At 67.9% G+C, this 13,099-nt stretch carries 13 protein-coding genes and 3 pseudogenes; 8 read left to right on the top strand and 8 right to left on the bottom strand.

The features are described from left to right. Window positions 1–58 precede the first annotated feature (58 nt). Window positions 59–295 (top strand): transposase, encoded by a 237-nt coding sequence (locus tag M1203_RS36230; protein WP_249954118.1) that lies wholly within the window; start codon window positions 59–61, stop codon window positions 293–295. Here M1203_RS36230 and M1203_RS36225 read toward each other — a convergent pair. From M1203_RS36225 to M1203_RS36205, 5 genes and pseudogenes are all read right to left on the bottom strand, one after another. Continuing rightward, entirely contained in the window at window positions 267–602 is a 336-nt protein-coding gene (locus M1203_RS36225; protein ID WP_249954117.1) for a hypothetical protein, read from the bottom strand. The two genes, M1203_RS36230 and M1203_RS36225, sit on opposite strands and share 29 nt — an antisense overlap. 768 nt (window positions 603–1,370) lie before the next feature. Next, window positions 1,371–1,789: pseudogene (locus M1203_RS39345) on the bottom strand (Tn3 family transposase); the annotation flags it as partial. A 198-nt stretch (window positions 1,790–1,987) separates the two neighbouring features. Beyond that, window positions 1,988–2,479 (bottom strand): DUF4231 domain-containing protein, encoded by a 492-nt coding sequence (locus tag M1203_RS36215; RefSeq protein WP_249954115.1) that lies wholly within the window; start codon window positions 2,477–2,479, stop codon window positions 1,988–1,990. Between the two features lie 99 nt (window positions 2,480–2,578). Continuing rightward, window positions 2,579–3,583 carry a transposase gene (locus M1203_RS36210; RefSeq protein WP_249954114.1) on the bottom strand — a complete coding sequence of 335 codons (1,005 nt, stop codon included), beginning with the start codon at window positions 3,581–3,583 and terminating at the stop codon, window positions 2,579–2,581. Between the two features lie 150 nt (window positions 3,584–3,733). Then, window positions 3,734–4,108: a PPOX class F420-dependent oxidoreductase gene (locus tag M1203_RS36205; protein WP_249954113.1), complete on the bottom strand. Its 375-nt coding sequence runs from the start codon at window positions 4,106–4,108 to the stop codon at window positions 3,734–3,736. A 439-nt stretch (window positions 4,109–4,547) separates the two neighbouring features. Between M1203_RS36205 and M1203_RS36200 the strand changes: the two are divergent. After that, window positions 4,548–4,755 (top strand): annotated as a pseudogene (locus tag M1203_RS36200) (transposase); the annotation flags it as partial. A 331-nt stretch (window positions 4,756–5,086) separates the two neighbouring features. On the opposite strand, the gene M1203_RS36195 reads toward M1203_RS36200, so the two are convergent. Then, entirely contained in the window at window positions 5,087–5,692 is a 606-nt protein-coding gene (locus M1203_RS36195) for a lytic polysaccharide monooxygenase (protein ID WP_249954112.1), read from the bottom strand. Window positions 5,693–6,362: 670 nt separating this feature from the next. On the opposite strand from M1203_RS36195, the pseudogene M1203_RS36190 reads away from it, so the two are divergent. Continuing rightward, window positions 6,363–6,803, top strand: a pseudogene (locus M1203_RS36190) (transposase); the annotation flags it as partial. Between the two features lie 65 nt (window positions 6,804–6,868). Continuing rightward, window positions 6,869–7,012 (top strand): DnaJ C-terminal domain-containing protein, encoded by a 144-nt coding sequence (locus tag M1203_RS36185; protein WP_308404959.1) that lies wholly within the window; start codon window positions 6,869–6,871, stop codon window positions 7,010–7,012. Window positions 7,013–7,253: 241 nt separating this feature from the next. On the opposite strand, the gene M1203_RS36180 is transcribed toward M1203_RS36185, so the two are convergent. Next, entirely contained in the window at window positions 7,254–7,997 is a 744-nt protein-coding gene (locus tag M1203_RS36180) for a bifunctional 2-polyprenyl-6-hydroxyphenol methylase/3-demethylubiquinol 3-O-methyltransferase UbiG (RefSeq protein ID WP_249954110.1), read from the bottom strand. Between the two features lie 998 nt (window positions 7,998–8,995). Here M1203_RS36180 and M1203_RS38890 point away from each other — a divergent pair. The 3 genes from M1203_RS38890 (at window position 8,996) to M1203_RS36170 (ending at window position 11,114) form a co-directional block, all read left to right on the top strand. Further along, the gene (locus tag M1203_RS38890) at window positions 8,996–9,184 is read left to right on the top strand and encodes a pentapeptide repeat-containing protein (RefSeq protein ID WP_308404958.1); all 189 of its coding nucleotides are present in this window, start codon (window positions 8,996–8,998) and stop codon (window positions 9,182–9,184) included. A 155-nt stretch (window positions 9,185–9,339) separates the two neighbouring features. Continuing rightward, window positions 9,340–9,828 carry a MarR family transcriptional regulator gene (locus tag M1203_RS36175; RefSeq protein WP_249954109.1) on the top strand — a complete coding sequence of 163 codons (489 nt, stop codon included), beginning with the start codon at window positions 9,340–9,342 and terminating at the stop codon, window positions 9,826–9,828. Next, a complete protein-coding gene (locus M1203_RS36170) occupies window positions 9,825–11,114 on the top strand; it encodes an MFS transporter (protein ID WP_249954108.1) in 1,290 nt (429 codons plus the stop codon). The genes M1203_RS36175 and M1203_RS36170 overlap by 4 nt, the downstream gene beginning before the upstream one ends. Before the next feature lie 151 nt (window positions 11,115–11,265). Here the strand turns inward: M1203_RS36170 and M1203_RS36165 are convergent, their stop codons facing one another. After that, a complete protein-coding gene (locus M1203_RS36165) occupies window positions 11,266–12,432 on the bottom strand; it encodes a hypothetical protein (RefSeq protein WP_249954107.1) in 1,167 nt (388 codons plus the stop codon). Between the two features lie 424 nt (window positions 12,433–12,856). Here M1203_RS36165 and M1203_RS36160 point away from each other — a divergent pair. Continuing rightward, the coding region (locus M1203_RS36160; RefSeq protein WP_374404781.1) for a hypothetical protein at window positions 12,857–13,099 on the top strand (243 nt) is incomplete at its 3' end.

Here is a 13,099-nt window from a genome sequence, read left to right as displayed (position 1 = left end):
GCGGCGCAGATGCTTCCACCGGCTCGTCCTGGCGTGGGCGGACAGCGGCTACACGGGCATGCTCGTGAACTGGGCGCGCGACACACTCCGCCTGAGGCTGGAGATCGTCAAGCGCAATGACGGCGTGCCGGGTTTCATGGTGCTGGCGAGGCGCTGGTGTGTGGAGCGCACATTGAGCTGGCTGATGCGCACACGCCGCCTGGTACGCGACTACGAGAAGCTTCACGCCGTGCACGAGCAGATGGTGCTGTGGTCGATGGCGATGCTCATGACGCGGCGGCTGGCCCGTCCGTGAGCCTGAACCGGCCCCGGGACGGCTCGGCCGGCCAGTCCCGCTCCACCAGTCGCTTGGCGCTGCGCCGCACCCGGCCCTCGTTACTGCTCTTCGTCAGCTCCATCCCCAGTGCTGCCGCGATCTCCGCAGCCGACCGCGTGGCCTGCCCGCCCGCACGCCGGGCCAGCGCCGCCACCTCCACCACCACGCGGTAGTTCGCCTGGAACACCCGCGCGTCCGCGCACTCGGCCCACACCGCCACCGTCCGTAGTCCGTCGCGCCTGCACAGCGGCTGGACCCGGGGATCGCTGAGGCAGTGGAGCGGCATTCGCGTGCGATGCGCTCGCTCAGCCTCCGGGCGTTCCCCGAGCCGGAAGGGGCAGCCGACGCCAGCCGACCCTGATCGAGCTGGCCCGCATCGAGCGTCGCCGCCAACGCCGTTTGCCCCGTACCGGGGTTTAATCTCATTTCTCCGGTCTGGTTCTCGCCGTGGAGGTGCGTCCGGAGCGGCTATGCGGACGGGCTCAGTTCGATCGTACATTCCTGGTCGGGGGCGCCTGAATAGCGGCCTTGCATGATTTCCGCGCCAGCTTCCGTGTCTTTGTCGCGCAAGCTCAGACGCGGTGCACGGCAGGGACGGTGGTCCCGCGCAGGGTGTAGCCCCGGCCCTCGTCGTACGGTCATCCCCTGGTCGAGCCGGCCCGCTCAGCGGGCTCCAAGGCGGTGGTGAGGAGAAAGTCGGCGACCTTGCCCGGGATGCCGAGGGTGACCGGCAACTCCGGGGCCGGGCCGTCCTCCTCGATGGCGGTGTCGCCGGAAGTGCCAGGCTGTCAGCCGCGCGACGGGAGGTCATTGCTCTCCCGTGGCCGCCTGTTGACGATCCGTTTCCGGTTCCGGTACTCGCTCGGCGGCATGCCGTACGCCGCCCGGCACGCCCTGGTGAACACGGTGCGTGCCGACGCAGCCCCCAGCGAGCCGCGATGCGGTGGACGGGCGTGGAGTGGTGCCCCGGTTCTGTCAGGGCACGGGAGCGCGATCTGACGCTTGCGCCCTCGACCATCGCGGCGACTTCGGAGGCGGTGCAGTTGATCAGCTGGGAGTAGATGGCCAGGGACTTCTTCTCCACGTGCCAGTAGATGAGCACCCCGCGGCCTTTGTAGCCCGAGCGCCACTCGGTGAACAGGTTCTGGTCGTAGGCGCGCGCGTGCGTGGAGTGGGAGGCGACCGCGGTCGAGCCCTGGCCCCACAACTCGGTGCTGCGGGCAGCGAAGGTGGCGCTCGCGATCTCGATGGCGACCTGCTGGACTGTCTCCGGGGTCAGATACCGGCGGCGTAGCGCAGTTCGTCCTCGGCGTGATCGTGGCCACTGGAGGCGACGGCCTTGATCCCGGTGTTCGTGCCGTAGGCGTAGATCACCAGGAGCAGGCGCTCGGCCAGGACCTCCGCCGAGAGGGAGCCGCCACCGGAAACCGAGGTGACCGCGTTTAGGCAGCCCGTGCCATCAACGCTCGACATTCACCCACGACACCCACAGATCCAACGAAAGACTCAGTAGTTGTGCCGTCTCATGATGCTGATGCCGTCTCAGCGGCGGGACTTACGCCCATCCTGCCCACCGGACCGGCGGCGCCCTTCGCTCTGAGACACTCCCCAACGGCGTGCCGGCGGTGTGCTCACCCGCCCGATGCCGGAGGTCCAGCGACGGGGNTGTGCTCACCCGCCCGATGCCGGAGGTCCAGGGACGGGGAACTGGGGCGCCGAGGGCCGTGTCACCGCCCATTCGCCGGCCTCGGACCGCACCAGCTCCTCGGTTCTCGATGCCAGCACGGCCAAGGAGTCCGCGCCGTCGTACGGGGCCGACCCACAGCTCCAGTTGATGAGCTCGCCGTGGAGCGCCATCAGCACGGAACTCGTCCGTACCCAGTTCTCACCCCACCGGAACAGTTGCCGGAGTCCCGCCGAGACCACCACCAACGCGCCGAGAACCCCTGTCACCGTGACGGAGGCACCGGCCGCCGCACACGCGGGTATGGACGCGGACAACAGCAGCAGCACGGCCTCCGAAAGGTAGTGGCCGAGCCGCTGCCGCCGCTTATGCCGCTCGTACCACGTCATGCGTTCCCGCACGTTGGGCGGGAGTTCAGCCCCGTCCGACCCCCGCAACTCCGCCCACCAGAAGCTCGCTTCACCTGCGCCGCCTGTCATGCGCGCGACCCTACGGCATGGTGTCCCGCACCGTCCGGGGCGTGCGCACAACCTGTCAGGCAGCGTGAGACGGGGCAGTGATCAGCCGGACCTGTTGAACTAACGTCGTGAGGTACCACGCTTAGTGGTCGGCTCCGGAAGTCCTTCGTGGGTTGGTCGTGCTGCCAGGGCGGTAGAGGCTTTTCCTGGGTGATCGGCGGTATGCCGGTGGAGTCTGGTCAGCAGATCGTTCAGGTCGGAGGTGGTGAACTTCCACTGGAACGGCTGTGCCGTGGCGTCGTAGCGGTCTTCGAAGGCTCGAAGCCGCTCCGCGACCTGGGCCAGGTCGGTGACGTCGTTGGGCGGGACGACCTTGCGCTGCACGACGGAGAAGTAGACCTCGGTCTGGTTCAGCCAGGAAGCGTGCACCGGGGTGTGGACCAGCACCGCGTTCGGGAACGCGGTGGCGAGTCGGTTGGCTGCCTTCTTGCCGCGGTAGGAGGAGCCGTTGTCGACCACCCGGTACACGAGTGTGGCGCTGGCGTACGGCTCGCGGCTCATGACCTGGGTGACGAGGTTCATGAACGGGGCGATGCGGGTGCGTGGTTCGCAGCGGCCGAATACCTTTGCGTGGTGGACGTCGTAGGCGGCCAGGTAGGCCAGGGCTCCGCCGCGGCCGTAGGTGTGGTTGCCACGCATCGCGCGGGTCTGGCCGGGGGCGAGGGTGGGGTGGCAGCGGGCCTGGAAGGGGGTTTTCTCATCGTCGCTGATGACGTACTCGTCTTCGTCACACGACCGGCGTGCGAGCGGAACGCCGGTCTCGGCCGGGAGCCGGCAGGCCACTGCCTTGTCCTCGGCGACCTGTATCGGAGTGACCGGAAATCGGGCCGGGCGCCCGGAGCGTTTGCGGTCAGCCAGAGCCGGTATGCCGCCGTGGGCGAACCGTCCGCGCGAGGTGCGCACCGTGTCCGCGTGCAGGTGAGTCTGAGCGGTGATCCTGGCGTTGCCCCGGCCGCGTGCTGCGAGGGGGACGACCGTGGCGCGCTGCCTGGCCTGGTGTGGAGTTTTGTGGCCGTGGGCCATCTTCTTCGGCTGGCGGCGTTCGGCAGAGGTCAGCACCACCATTCACGGCAGCGCATACGGGCATAGTGAACCGACGGCTCTCGTTCGTGGAGATGTTGAGCGGCGGGGACGAAGTCGAGGGAGGCGCGGGCGGGCGCCCCGGTTGCACGCGGCGTCGGCGGACTCGTTCAACTACCGTGCTGCGTAAGCAGTTCACAAGGTGATCGCGATGGCGATATTCGGCTTCTTGGGCAGGTGTAGAACCTTGACGAACCAGTTGCCGATCCGGGACGTGATGTACCGCTTGCCGAGCAGGTCCTGCGCGGCCATGGTGCTGTCCTGGTCGAGCAGCCGGGCGGTGCCGGGAAGGGACGCTGCGCCCGTGGAAGTCCGCCCCCGCAGATCGCAGACGGTCACGGTCACGGCGCTGTTGTTGCGGATCCGCTTGACCTTCCAGGAGTCGGCGGGCGTCACGACGAGGATCTCGCCCTGAGGACCTGCCACATGCCAGACGGGCGTCAGGACCGGTGACCCGTCCTTGCGGTAGGTGGTGAGGCTGATGTACTTGCTGCGTCGGATCTCGTCCATGGCTGGCACGCTCGGTAGCCTCGATCTTTCGTGATGGTCCGACCCTCTGGCCCCGGGGGGCGCGTCGGACGATTTCCATGTCAATGCCGGGGACGGCGGCGTGTTCTACGGCGCCTCACGTGGTGTGGACACTCTGACCAATGGATCTTGTAGGTCCGAGGAAGAGTATCCTGGCAGGACGTAAGTCTCCGTATACCGGTGAAGTTCAGGATTGATGCCGTCGCGCTGTACCGCACGGCGGCTGGGATGTGCACCTACGCGGCGGCGGAGGTCGGGGCCCGGCGAGACGCTGCGCGGTGGGGTGCGCCGACCTCTCGCGCCGCCAGCGCCACCTGTTCGGACGCCACGCAGGTCGCAACGTCCAAGGTCGCGTATCGAGTCGTGATCAACCTGCGGGATTCGCCCGCGTGGCAGGACCTGGACCGGTAGATCTTCTTGCGTGACGCGAGTGCAACTGAAGGACGCAGGAGTGGGAGTTCATCGGACCATACCTGCCGATCGGCGAGTACGGCCCGTATCCCGAGCGGTTGCGGCAGCAGTTCGAGGGTGTGATCTGGCGGTTCAGGACCGGCGGACAGTGGCGGGAGATGCCGCAGGTGTTCGGCGCCTGGTCGACCTTCCACAACCGCTTCCGGCAGTGGCGTGACGGATGAAGCAACGAGAGAAAACGATCTCTCAGTGACGAGGAATTCTCTTCGCCGGGACCGCCGACCGACTTCCAGACCTTCCTGGACCAGTATGAGATTCCCCGGCCGAAGTCCTGGCGGATCTCCGGCAGTTGAGCCCGGCCATCCAAGATCCCCCACATCTCCAGCCGCTTGACGATCTCTAGGAGCTTCAGAGTCAAGTGAGGAACGCAGGAAGCCCCGTCGGGGCAGGGTGACCAATTGGGGCCCTTGCCCCGACGGGGCTCGGTCGGCCGGGCGGCGGGTTGCCGGCGCCCGGCCGAGGCCGGTGCCGTGTGCGGTGCTTTGCGGCTCAGCCGAAGTTCACGTCGCTGCACCACATGTAGGCCTGGTCGAGGTGCGAGGCCTGCCAGATCACGAACAGGATGTGGTGTCCGGTGTAGCCGGAGGTCTGGACGGGGAACGTGATGTCCTGTGCCGGGGCGAAGCGGCCGGTCTGCGTGATGAAGTCGAGGTTGCTCCAGCCCAGGGTCTGGGTCTGGGGGTTGAAGCCCTGCTTGCTCACGTAGACCTTGAAGTAGTCGGCACCGTGGGACGCCTGGTCGTACATGTGGACCGAGAAGTTGTTGCCGATGGTGGTGGTCTTCCACGGTCCGGGCTTGTCCAGGCTGGCGTTCCTCGAGAGGTTGTTGCTGCAGAGTGTCCCGTCGGGGGTCCGTGCCTGGAACTGGCCACCGAGGCCGTCGCGGAGCGCGCTCATCCAGTTCCACATGGTGTCGGGGTTGGCCTGGAAGGCCTGCCAACACATGGGGTCTTGGGTCTGCATGGCCGGGTTCGTGTGGTCGTTGCCCCACGTCTTCCAGCACTGGTACGCGCGGGTGGCGGGGCCGACGACGGTGCCGTGAGCCTGGGCGGGGGTCGACCAGGTGAGGGCGCCGACGGCCACGGCGAACAGCATGACGAGCGCCTGGAGAGGCCGGCGGAGGGACGCTCGCGAACGCCCGGTTAACGGACTCTTTTTGCGCATGGTGGGGGACTCCTTCCAGTTGCAAGGCTGCTATGGGAGCGCTCCCGAAGATAGGTGTTCCGAGTGAGATGTCAATGAAGCAGACGGAGTTGATTACAGGGGTGGGTGGCGGGCAGGGAATCTGCCGTGAGCCGGAGTCAGAATTGTTCGCGGACCGGAAAACGAGGATGCGGCCTGGACCGGTGTGTCTGGCCGACGATGCCACCCTCTTCTGGCGCGACCCGACTCTCGGGGGTTAAGCACTCATTCCGGGATAAAATATCGGGAGAAAACGACCTCTCGGGGGCGCGATGGCGCCGAAGCTCAGCAGGCCCCGGTCCCATACGGCCGGGTCCTCCGTTGCGGAAGTCTCCGCGGAGCTGATGAGTTGAGTTCCGCCATTCCACGACCGAGAAGCGTGTGCCGATGGGAGGGGCTCAGTAACATCCCATATCGGGGAGGTGATGGGGGTGCGGCATGGAGACGCTGAGGACTTCGGCAGCCTCTGATCGTGCTGGCGGTGTTCCTCGCTCTCGGGCCGGGTCTCGCGGCGTGTCAAGGTGACAGTGGCGAGCGACCTGAGGCTGAGAAGCGCTCGCGCTCCGGGCCTGTCGATCGGCGGATCGATGCCGGCAAGAAGATCAAAGGACGCAAGCGGCACCTGATCACTGACACCCTCGGCTTGGCCTTGGCCGTCCTCGTCACCGCCGCCTCGGTCCACGACTCCGTCGGCGGCAAGCAGTTGCTGACCGAGCTGGCCACTACCCATCCGAGCGTGAGCAAGGTCTGGGCGGACGGCGGCTACTCGGCCAGCGTCCTCCAGCATGGTGCCGGCGTCGGTATCGATGTAGAGGTCGTGCGGCGACCGCGGGCGAAGGGGTTCCAGCCGTTGCCGAAGCGGTGGGTGATTGAACAGACCTTCGGCTGGCTGATGCAGCACCGTCGCCTGGTGCGGGACTACGAGACGTCGCCGCAGAGGTCCCGGGCGGTGATCCACTGGGCAATGGCTAACAGAATGAGCCGCGAGCTCACAGGAGAATCGGCACCAACCTGGCGAATCTAGACAGACATACCGCCCATATCCGCGTGAACATTTATCAGATAGCCTTTTAGGGGGAGGGCAGGCTCATCCGGGAGCAGCACACCTGCAAAGTCCGCGTCCCCGCAGGCATCAGAGACGGCCAGAAGGTCCGGATTCGCGAGCTCGGCGGCCCCGGCAAGTACGGCGGTGCGCCAGCAGACATGTACGTCATCGTGCACGTCATCGACTGATCAGCTGCCGGATTCCAGCTCCCGGCGCCCCGGCACCAGGCGCTGCCGTGCTGAACGTCGCGGCCTGGTCGCCTGAGCCGTGAGTCACGGACCTTTCCCGGGAGGGGAGTTCGTGCTCTGCCGTCCGTCCGGACCAGTGGCTACGCTGCCGGGTATGTCGAAGCACCGTCAGTGGCCGGGCCCCGAGCGAAGGGGCAGTCGTACGTCGCCGCGCCGAAGCTCCCGTCGTACGACCGGCCGCTCAGGCGGACACCTCGGCTGAGACGAACAGGAAGTTCGGCAGGCAGACGTAACTGTCAATCGCCGGAGTGGCAGACCGGGCCGCTGCTGCTACGGCAGGGTCGAGCCCCGGCTCTGCGACCTCACGCAGGCGGCAGCCGAGCGAGGCGAGTTCGTTGACGTATGCCGAGAGGGGGCGGTGGAAGTCGGATGCGATGGCCCCGACGATCTCGTACTCCTTCAGGTACCGCTGTACGCGATATGCGCTGTGCTTCTGCCAGGTACTCAGCAGTTCCTCGAAGGCAGGGTGGACCAGAGCGAAGACGAACAGGCCGCCCGGGCGCACCGCTTCCACGCAGGCACGCATCGCAGGCTTCCAGTCGGGGATCGCCATCAGGACCATGCTGCACACCACGGCGTCGAACGGGGCACCCAGGTCGGGCAGCCGTGTGAGATCCGCCTGGACGTAGGTGATTCCCTGCCGCAGCTCGTCTTCTCTCTCGCGGGCGAAGGCGCACATCACGTCCGTCGGTTCGACTCCTACCACCTGCGCCCCGTGCGAGGCGAGGATGCGGCTGAAGTACCCGTTTCCGCAACCTGCGTCCAGCAGTCGCCGGCCACGCACGTCGCCCAGTAGCCGCAGCAGGGTGGGATTGACCAGGTGCCGCTTGGCGAAGTCCCCATCCTCCGCCGTCGTTTCCATCGCCTCGCGCGTGGTCGAGGTGTTCCACTGCTTGATGGCAGTCTCGTTCGCCCTGGAGGTCATTCGCGGGAGCATAAGGTGCCGGGAGCCAACGTGCGACCTAAAATGAGCAAGGTGAGCGTCGTATCCGAGCCGGTTCTCGATCCACTTGGCGACCAGCAGCTCAGGACGAGTTCCAGAAGAATGACTCCGATGCGAGCACATGCCTCGTGGGCGAGCAGTTTCCCCCTTCGTGTACAGGACCGTTCCGGTCGGCGCCTGCGTCCTTCGTGCCACTGGGGGCACATCATCAAGATCTCCATCGCGGACCACTGGCAACGCCAGGTCTCGGTCCGGTCGGGGCATGGTCCTACCCGGCGACGGGTCGATAGAGGTGTGACCCGCTCCGACCTTCTCCGGCGATGGCGCTGAGGGGGTGACAGAGACGATTCTCCCCTTGCGCGAGCCAGATCGCGGGCAGGCAGCTGGAAAACGCGGCGGTGGGGCGGGTGTTCACAGTCGAATGCCGGAATGCCTTCCTCTTCCCGCCGTCCGCGGTTACGCCACACCATTCGCTCCACTGTCCGGCCCGGCCGGTCACGCCCTGTGGCCCCCGGACCCGCAGGGCGGGGCAAGGGGATTGGACTGGGCGCGGCGGATCGAGTTGATGTCGGTCCTGGTCGCCTCCGTCGTGGCGGTGGCCGGCCTGTGGTACTGGGGTGTCCAGACGCGGCAGTCCGACGATCAGGCCCGGCAGGAGCGGGCGTTGGTCAAGGAGGGGCAGATCACCGACCGATACACCGCGGCGGTGAGCAACCTCGGTGAGGACAAGATGGACGTGCGGCTGGGCGGCAGCTGCGCCCCGGAGCGCATCATGCAGGACTCCCCCCCCGTGACCACCCGACTAATCGGCAACGTCCTGGCCGCCTACATCCGCACCCACGCCGCCAAGCCGCCCGTGAAAGGCCAGGGCATTCCGGCCGACGTCCACGCGGCCCTCACCGTCCTGGCCGCTCGCGACTTCACCCACGACAAAACCTTCGTCCCCCGACCTTCGCTCTGCCCAGCTCCCCAGGGTCGAAATCGGCCCAAGAACCGAATGGGGAGCGGCCGCCCTGGCCGACGGGATCCTGACCGGTGTAGATCTGACCGGTGCGAACCTGGACGACGCGGATCTGACCGGTGCGGACTTGATCGACGCGGGCTTGTTGGATGCCGCCCTGGGCGGCGCGGACCTGACTGGCGCGGATCTGCGCGGTGCGGCTGCCTGAACGCTGTCGAGGACCTCGCCTGCCAGCCTGCTCGCGCCGGGTGATCGTCGGCGCTGACCCCGGGGGTGCCTTTCCGGAATTGTCCAGTGGTACGGCCGCAGGCTCTTGGGTTTGATCACGAGTCTCGATTATCGCAGCACTGTTATATTAGTGCTGTGACATCTTCAGATCCCACAGTGCTACCCGATCCCTGGCACTCCCTGCACGAGCTTCTGGCAGCCATGGACGCCGAGATCGAACAGGTCTACGTCGAGCGTGGCATCGAGGGGGTGCGGCCGCGGTTCGCCTATCCGCTGATCCGGCTCGCCCACACCGGACCACTGACCATTCGCGAGCTTGCGAAGTCCCTGGACCGCTCGCACTCCGCGATCAGCCAGACCGTCGCCGCCATGCGCAAGGAGGATCTGGTCACCTCCGAGCCGGGGCCTGACGCCCGCACACGGCGGATCGACCTGACCGAGCGCGGCCGGTCGCTGGTGCCGTTCCTGGAGGCGGAGTGGCGCGCTACCCACGAAACGGTCGCCGAGCTGGACAGCGAGGTCCCGTACGCGATGACCACCGTTGTCGAGGAGGTGCGGCGGGCGCTGGAACACCGGTCGATGCGGCAGCGGGTCCTCCACCACCTCGTCGAGCCACCACGATGAGGGGGCGTGTCCGTGTCCGGTTCCTCGACACCCGCCCGCTGCGTAGCAGTCAGCCGTTCCGCGACCTGTGGGTCGGCACCTCGCTCTCTCAAGTCGGCGGACAGATAGCCAACGTGGCGGTGCTGGCCCAGGTCTGGGACCTGACCGGCAGCCCAGTGGGCACCGGTGCCATCGGGCTCGCCACCGGCCTGCCGGTGGTGCTGTTCGGTCTGCTCGGCGGCACGTTGGCCGACACCTTCGACCGCCGTGCGGTGGTACAGGCCACCACCGCGGGGCAACTGATGGCCGCCGCAGGGCTGTGCGCCCAGGCCCTCGCGGACAACCGCAACGTGCTGCTGCTGCTCGCCCTGGTAGCCACGGGGACGAGCTGCAGCGCTCTCGGCGCTCCTGCCCGGCGTACCTTCCCGGTGTGCCTGTTGCCGGCTGACCAGGTCGCGGCCGGTCTTGCGCTGACCAACGTCTCCTTCCAGGCCGCGATGCTGGCCGGGCCCGCGATGGCCGGGCTGATCATCGCCCGCTGGAGCTTCCCTGCCGCATACGCGACCCAGGCCGTGGCCATGGTCGTCTCGATGCTCGCGGTGATCCGCCTGCCTGCCATGCGGCCCGAAGGCGCGGACGCGGCAGGCGGCAGGCGCCGGCCGGAGCGTGGCGGTTGGCGGATCGTCCTGCGCCGCCCGACGCTGTGGGGCTCGATGGCCACCGACCTGTCCGCAACGCTGCTCGCCATGCCCATCGCGCTCTTCCCGCTGGTCAACGAGATCCGCTTCGGGGGTAACCCGCAGACCCTCGGCCTGTTCCTCTCGGCCGTCGCGGTCGGGGGGATCACGGCCGGTCTGCTCTCCGGTACGGTGACGCGCTGGCGCCGTGGCGGTCTGGTCCAGCTGTCCGCAGCCGGTGTCTGGGGCCTGGCGCTGGCCTGTTTCGGTCTGGCGGGGCCGTTGTGGCTGGCGCTCGGCTGCCTGGCCGTGGCGGGCGCTGCCGACACTGTGTCTGTCGTCACCCGCAGTGCCCTGGTCCAACTGGAGACCCCGGATGCGTACCGGGGGCGGGTCTCCTCGGTAGAACACGTCATCGGTGTCGCGGGCCCCGAACTCGGCAACTTCCGCGGTGGCCTGCTGGCATCGGCCACCTCCGCCCCCTTCTCCTTGTTCTTCGGCGGGCTGTCCGCCATCCTGGCGATCGCCGCCGTGGCCGCGACCAACGCGCCCCTTCGCGCCTACCGCACGCCGCCTGCTCCCGCGAAGCCGACCGTCCCCGGGGTCGCCGACGCGGCGGCGGGCCGCTGATTAGGGTTTCCTGATCCGCCTCCAGCCTCGAGCCCGGCGAGGGGTCATCAGCGTCCTCCGCCGCTGACGACCCCTCGGTTGAGCTTGTCCGGTCGGCTCTCACCACCGGTTGCCGCTGCGGCTTGGGCCGCAGCGGCAGGTCGGTCACCGCTCAGCAGGACATCGGGTTCTCGAAGTCCAGCGTCTCGGCTCCTGTGCTGGTGCAGGTGGATTGCCGTCCGCTGGTGAGGTCGCCGATCGTGGTCTGGTCACGAGTGCCGATCACCTTGGCCTCGCCGATCGGCGCCCCCTGGACAAAGTGGGGGTACCGGATGAACTCCCATGCCGGGAACCTGTCAGCCGTGAGCGTGACCCGGAAGGTGTCCTTGTGCGGGGACAGGGTGAGCTGTCCGTTGATCCGGCCGAGCGTGCTCGATATGGAGTTCACCGCCGAGACGCCGATCGACAGGCCGCCCGAGTCTGTACGGGAGACACTGATGAGGTTGCGCTGGTCGGTGGAGGCGTCGCCCACGGAAGCCGCGTGGGAGACGAACGCGGCGGGCAGAGCGTTGAAGCACCCGGCCTCCACGGACTCGCCGTTGGGGAGGCGGGCGCCGGCGAGACAGGATTTATGGACGTAGGCGGCGATTTCACCGGTGCCGGTGTTCCAGGCGACAGTGACCTTCGATGATGCGGCGGGGTTGGCGGTCCAGCCGCGGTGGTCGCCGATTGACTCGGTGAAGGTGTCCTTGTTGCGGATGTAGGCGCGGGCCAGCACGATCCCACGGTCCGGGCCGGGGGCGACGCGGGTCCGGCCGACGGTGTCGCCGGCGTCGGGAGCGGCGGTGAAGAACTTCTTGGTGGCATTGGCGTGGTCACGATTGGCCGTCGATATCACGACCCGCTTGCCGAGCGGGGGCAGGGCGCCCTGCTTGCCGTCGCGTACCGCGGCGACCGCGTAGTTGACGCAGGTCGCCGTAATGGCCCGGTGGGTCCACTCGGACCGCTGCCCGAGGTGCTCCTCGATGAGCTGGTAGGTGCTGGTACTGGTAGGGATGTTGCTGCAGGAGTAGTCGGCGTAGACGCGGTAGCCGTCCGCGCCGCGGACCTTCTTCCAGGACAGTTTCACCGACCGGTCGCCCAAGGTGAACTTCAGCCCCTTCACACGGGGCAGGCCGCCGGTGTCCGCCGCCGCCGCGTTGGCTATCTGATCGGTGGACGGCCTCGTCCCGCCCGGAGAGAGATCGCTCGTTGCAGCGGTGATGCCGCCTGCCGCAAGACCGGCGGCGACCACGGCGATCACCAGGGTGCGGGGCTTTCGGGTATGTGCGATGCGCATGTGTGATGCTCCTTCATGGAACGAGGGTGTGAATCCGTGCCGCCTGGCGGGCGTACGGCATCGGTGTGATGGCGCTCCTGCCGCTGGTTCTGCGACACCCGCGTGTCTGCAGGGCGTGCGCGGCATCCGCTGGGGATAGGGGGCACCTGAGCCAGGCGCCGACCGGGCGGTGCAGGGCGGTGGAAGAAGCGTTGCGGGCTGGTCCGGGGCGGGGCAACGGCTTACGACGGCTCGGACAGTCCGGGCTTGTCCGTGCTGGTCAGGGGCGGTATGGGGAGGTGTCCGGGCGGTCTGTCGCGACGGGGTTCGCGCGCTCGGACGGACCGGGACTGTCCGGGACGCGTGAGGATCTGGCGGGACACCACAAGGGCGATACAGCCTCGTCCCGGAGCCGTGGAAGTCGCGGCCCGAGAGGGAGGTTGTGATGGCGCAGCAGACGCTGCTCAGGCCCGCGCGGCAGGCTGCGCAGCAGGAGCGGCCGGGAACGGCGAAGGCACAGGCGCGGACACAAGCGCGGGCTCAGGCACGGGCAGTGGCGCGGGCACGGGTACGGGTTCAGGCACGGGCAGGGGCGGGGGTTCGGGCCGAGGGGCCGGTGTCGCACCGCAAGCCGCGGACCCGGAGCAGCCGTTCCGACAGGCTGTGGTCGGTGGCCTCGCTGGTGGTG

This window comes from Streptomyces sp. 35G-GA-8 (genome assembly GCF_023534745.1).
Classification (GTDB): Bacteria; Actinomycetota; Actinomycetes; order Streptomycetales; family Streptomycetaceae; genus Streptomyces.
This window is presented reverse-complemented; position numbering and strand designations above follow the sequence as displayed.

Excerpts from the sequence above, each read along its gene's own strand:
- M1203_RS36230 (WP_249954118.1), top strand. The coding sequence starts at position 59 with ATGCTCGTGAACTGGGCGCGCGACACACTCCGCCTGAGGCTGGAGATC.
- M1203_RS36225 (WP_249954117.1), bottom strand. The coding sequence starts at position 602 with ATGCCGCTCCACTGCCTCAGCGATCCCCGGGTCCAGCCGCTGTGCAGG.
- M1203_RS36215 (WP_249954115.1), bottom strand. The coding sequence starts at position 2,479 with ATGACAGGCGGCGCAGGTGAAGCGAGCTTCTGGTGGGCGGAGTTGCGG.
- M1203_RS36210 (WP_249954114.1), bottom strand. The coding sequence starts at position 3,583 with ATGGTGGTGCTGACCTCTGCCGAACGCCGCCAGCCGAAGAAGATGGCC.
- M1203_RS36205 (WP_249954113.1), bottom strand. The coding sequence starts at position 4,108 with ATGGACGAGATCCGACGCAGCAAGTACATCAGCCTCACCACCTACCGC.
- M1203_RS36195 (WP_249954112.1), bottom strand. The coding sequence starts at position 5,692 with ATGCTGTTCGCCGTGGCCGTCGGCGCCCTCACCTGGTCGACCCCCGCC.
- M1203_RS36180 (WP_249954110.1), bottom strand. The coding sequence starts at position 7,997 with ATGACCTCCAGGGCGAACGAGACTGCCATCAAGCAGTGGAACACCTCG.
- M1203_RS36170 (WP_249954108.1), top strand. The coding sequence starts at position 9,825 with ATGAGGGGGCGTGTCCGTGTCCGGTTCCTCGACACCCGCCCGCTGCGT.
- M1203_RS36165 (WP_249954107.1), bottom strand. The coding sequence starts at position 12,432 with ATGCGCATCGCACATACCCGAAAGCCCCGCACCCTGGTGATCGCCGTG.